We start from the raw sequence: 3,959 nt of genomic DNA, 5'->3' as shown, positions 1-3,959 counted from the left end.
CTAGTGCTGTGACCGGAAAGGTTCACCGGCGCGCGGCGTCCGGCACGGCACCTCGCCGCGTTGTCGCATCACCCGAGTACGTCCAGTACGCGGACGATGCTCCGCCTTGCGCTGCACCGCACCGGACGCCGCGAGCCTTCCGGCAAACCTCTCCGGTCACAGCACTAGGCCCAGCCGGACCGCCCCGCGCGCAGGTCCCGGCCGAAGCCGGTCGCCCGAGTGATCGCCGCGGTGGCCTCCGCGGTGCGCCGGCCGGGGCCGTTCAGTAAGGCCGGCGGCGCGGCCGGGTGAACGAGCGGGCCACACAGGACGGGATCACCGCGCTCTCCTCGTGTGAGCCGGCCCGGTAGGCGCTCGGCGTCCGGCCGACCAGCTCGGTGAAGCGGGAGCTGAAGGAGCCCAGGGACGTGCAGCCGACGGCGAAGCACACCTCGGTCACCGTGAGGTCGCCGCGCCGCAGCAGCGCCTTGGCCCGTTCTACACGGCGGGTCATCAGATAGCTGTACGGCGTCTCCCCGTACGCCTTGCGGAAGCTGCGCTGGAAGTGGCCGGGCGACATATGGGCGCCCCGGGCCAGCTCGGTCATGTCGAGCGGCTCCGCGTACTCACGGTCCATGCGGTCGCGCACCCGCCGCAGCCGTACCAGGTCCTCCAGGCTCACCCCGACAGCTTGGCACGGAGCGACCGCGACACTCCAGCCATGGACACGGGGGGACGACAGCGGGCGGCCGGCGGACGGACCCGGCCGAGCGGACCGCGCCGTGAACCCGCGAACCAGGGGGGCGACCGCCGCCCGGAACGTCCCGCGGGGCGGCGGTCGCCCGCAGGCCCCGCGAGCGCCACGGCCTCTTCGGGAAGCCCGGGACCCGGTCGCCGCGCTCATGGTGCGGACGCCCGGCGGCATCGGTCCGCCGCTGTAGGTCCGCGGCCCGATCCGCGCCCCGCCGACGCGTGCCAGCCTCGTCCCATGACACATTCCTGGCCCGGTCACCTCGACGTGGGTGCCGTCCGCTTCGCCCGGCCCACCGCGCACTACGACGACGTCGTGGTCTTCTACCGGGACGTCCTCGGTCTGCCCGTGCTCGCCCAGTGGCGCGGCCACGCGGGCTACGACGGCATCGTCCTCGGCCTGCCCGGCACCCCGGTGCACATGGAGCTCCTCCAGCACGGCGATCCGCCCCGCATCCCCGAGCCGCACCCGGAGAACCAGCTCGTCCTCTACCTGCGCGGCCCCGAGGCGGTGGCCGTCGCCGCCCGCCGGCTGGCCGGGCACGGGCATGGCCCGGTCCCCGCGGCGAACCCCTACTGGACCGAACGCGGCGCCGTCCTCTTCGAGGACCCGGACGGCTGGCAGGTCGTACTGGCGCCCTGGGTCTTCGGGGAGGATCCGCCACCGGCGGTCTGACCGCGCGACCCGGGTGCGGGGAGGCGGACCCGGCGACCCGGGAAACGGGTCGCAAGGCGTGATCGTGAGATCAGGCCTTCTTGGTCTCCCAGAAGATCTTGTCGATCTGCGCGATGTAGTCCAGCGCCTTCTGGCCCGTGGCCGGGTCGGTGGACCCCTTGGCGGCCGAGAGGGCCTTCAGGGCGTCGTTGACCAGCTGGTGCAGCTCCGGGTACTTCTCGAAGTGCGGGGGCTTGAAGTAGTCGCTCCACAGCACGGAGACGTGGTGCTTCGCCAGCTCGGCGCGCTGCTCCTTGATGACGGTGGCACGCGCCTGGAAGTGCGGGTCGTCATTGCCGGCCATCTTCTCCTGGACGGCCTTCACCGACTCCGCCTCGATGCGGGCCTGGGCCGGGTCGTACACGCCGCAGGGCAGGTCGCAGTGCGCGCTGACCTTGACCTTGGGGGCAAACAGGCGGGAAAGCATGGAGCATTCCTTCCTCGTGATCGTCTTCTCAGGTGCGACATTACTCCCTGAGGGGCCTGTTTTCGTGAGTGCCCCCTAGGGCTTAGGACAAAAGTCCAGGGTCACACTGGGACTGGTGGAGGAACGGACCGGGGAGGTGCCGGGATGCCGGAGCTGTCACGGGAGAGCGAGCGGGGGAGGACCGGGCCGCCCTTCGGGCTGGCCGAGGTGACGGGTCCGTCCATGGTGCCCACGCTGCACCACGGGGACCGGCTGCTCCTGCGCTACGGGGCGGCGGTCCGGTCCGGGGACGTCGTGGTGCTGCGGCATCCCTTCCAGCAGGACCTGCTCGTCGTCAAGCGTGCCGTGGAGCGGCGCGAGGGCGGCTGGTGGGTGCTCGGGGACAACCCCTACGCCGGCGGCGACAGCACCGACTACGGGGTGGTGCCCGACGAGTTGGTCCTGGGCCGGGCGAGGCTGCGCTACCGGCCGCCGCGGCCCGGTCAGCGTTCGCCGCTGGCGCTCGCGCGCTGGGCGTTCTCCGCGGTGCGCCCGCTGTTCGCCGACCGGTCGGCCTCCAGGCGTTTGCGGGCGCGGTAGGCGGCCACGTTGGCGCGGGTCGCGCAGCGGTCGGAACAGTAGCGCCGGGAGCGGTTCGTGGACGTGTCGAGGTAGGCGTTGCGGCACGGGGCCGCCTGGCAGAGTCCCAGCCGGTCGACGCCGTACTCGGTCAGGTGGAAGGCCAGGCCCATCGCCGCGATGGCCGCGTAGCCGGCGGTGGCGTTGGAGGGGTGGTCGGCGAGGTGCATGTGCCACAGCGGGCGGCCGTCCTCGTCGCGGTGGTCGTGGCCGGAGATCTGCGGACTGACCGGGAACTCCAGCAGCAGCGAGTTGAGGAGGTCGACCGCGAGGGTCTCGTCGCCCTTGTCGGCCGCATCGAAGACCGAACGCAGCCGGGACCGCACCGAGCGGAAGCGGGTGACGTCGGTGTCGGTGGCGCGGCGGGCCGCCGAGGCGTTGGCGCCGAAGAGGTCGCGGACGGCCTCGACCGACGTCAGGGAGTCCTTGCCCCGGACCGGCTCCTCGCTGTTGACGAGACGTACGGCGTAGTCCGAGTAATAGGCCAGTTCCACTTGTAGTCCTTACGGAGGCGCTCTATGGTCGAGTCTGCGGTCGGGTAACAGCCGGTCGTGCTTCCAGGGTATTACGCGCGTATGAGGAGACGGGGTTCCCATGACCACGAGTACCACCACCGGCACCGACTGGGCCGCCTGGCAGGAGAGCTGGGACCGGCAGCAGGAGTGGTACATGCCGGACCGCGAGGAGCGGTTCCGCATCATGCTCGACATGGTCGAGGCGCTCGTCGGCACGGCGCCGCGCGTACTCGACCTCGCCTGCGGCACCGGCACCATCACCGCCCGGCTGCTGGCCCGCTTCCCCGACGCCACCAGCACCGGCGTGGACCTCGACCCCGCCCTGCTCACCATCGCCCGCGGCACCTTCGAGGGCGACGACCGCGCCTCCTTCGTCACCGCCGACCTCAAGGACCCCGACTGGCCGGGGCGGCTGCCGCACGACTCCTACGACGCGGTGCTGACCGCCACCGCCCTGCACTGGCTGCGCAGCGATCCCCTCGCGGCGCTCTACGGGCGGCTCGCCGGGCTGGTGCGCGCCGGCGGTGTGTTCATGAACGCGGACCACATGATCGACGAGAGCACCCCGCGGATCAACGCCGCCGAACGCGCCCAGCGGCACGTCCGCATGGATCAGGCCAAGCGGGACGGCGCGCCGGACTGGGCCGAGTGGTGGCGGGCGGCCGCCCAGGACCCGGTCCTGGCCGAGCCGACGGCCCGCCGCTTCGAGATCTACGGTGAGCACGCCGACGGCGACATGCCGTCGGCGGCGTGGCACGCGCGCGTGCTGCGCGAGCAGGGCTTCGAGGAGGCGCGGCCGGTGTGGTGCTCGCCCTCGGACACGCTGCTGCTCGCGGTCAGGTGACGTCCACGGCGCCTCGACCGAGCGGGAGGCATCCGGTTCCCCGTGGCGCACGGGTACGGAGCGGCGAAAAGGGCCGGTGGGGGGGGGGCACCCCCCCCCACCCGCCCGACA

The 3,959-nt window shown here is 72.5% G+C and carries 6 protein-coding genes; 3 read left to right on the top strand and 3 right to left on the bottom strand.

The genetic code is table 11. The annotated features are described in order from the left end of the window. Positions 1 to 262: 262 nt before the first annotated feature. Positions 263 to 661, bottom strand: coding sequence for a helix-turn-helix transcriptional regulator (locus MXD57_RS31120; protein WP_250405563.1), 399 nt, complete (start codon positions 659 to 661; stop codon positions 263 to 265). Between the two features lie 306 nt (positions 662 to 967). Here MXD57_RS31120 and MXD57_RS31115 point away from each other — a divergent pair, with 306 nt between their 5' ends. Beyond that, positions 968 to 1,405, top strand: a complete 438-nt coding sequence (locus MXD57_RS31115; protein WP_250405562.1) for a VOC family protein — start codon at positions 968 to 970, stop codon at positions 1,403 to 1,405. A gap of 70 nt (positions 1,406 to 1,475) precedes the next feature. On the opposite strand, the gene sodN is transcribed toward MXD57_RS31115, so the two are convergent. Then, on the bottom strand, positions 1,476 to 1,871 hold the full coding sequence (gene sodN / locus MXD57_RS31110; RefSeq protein WP_030928916.1) for a superoxide dismutase, Ni: 396 nt from the start codon (positions 1,869 to 1,871) through the stop codon (positions 1,476 to 1,478). A gap of 144 nt (positions 1,872 to 2,015) precedes the next feature. Here sodN and sodX point away from each other — a divergent pair, with 144 nt between their 5' ends. Continuing rightward, a complete protein-coding gene (gene sodX / locus MXD57_RS31105; RefSeq protein ID WP_250405561.1) occupies positions 2,016 to 2,450 on the top strand; it encodes a nickel-type superoxide dismutase maturation protease in 435 nt (144 codons plus the stop codon). On the opposite strand, the gene MXD57_RS31100 is transcribed toward sodX, so the two are convergent. After that, positions 2,354 to 2,983 (bottom strand): CGNR zinc finger domain-containing protein, encoded by a 630-nt coding sequence (locus MXD57_RS31100; protein ID WP_250405560.1) that lies wholly within the window; start codon positions 2,981 to 2,983, stop codon positions 2,354 to 2,356. The genes sodX and MXD57_RS31100 overlap by 97 nt on opposite strands. A gap of 100 nt (positions 2,984 to 3,083) precedes the next feature. On the opposite strand from MXD57_RS31100, the gene MXD57_RS31095 reads away from it, so the two are divergent. Then, entirely contained in the window at positions 3,084 to 3,848 is a 765-nt protein-coding gene (locus MXD57_RS31095) for a class I SAM-dependent methyltransferase (protein ID WP_250405559.1), read from the top strand. Positions 3,849 to 3,959 lie beyond the last annotated feature (111 nt).

It is taken from the genome of Streptomyces cellostaticus (assembly GCF_023630175.1).
Taxonomy (GTDB): Bacteria; Actinomycetota; Actinomycetes; order Streptomycetales; family Streptomycetaceae; genus Streptomyces; species Streptomyces cellostaticus_A.
The sequence above is the reverse complement of the archived record's forward strand: the minus strand, read 5'-3'. Positions and strand labels throughout refer to the sequence as shown.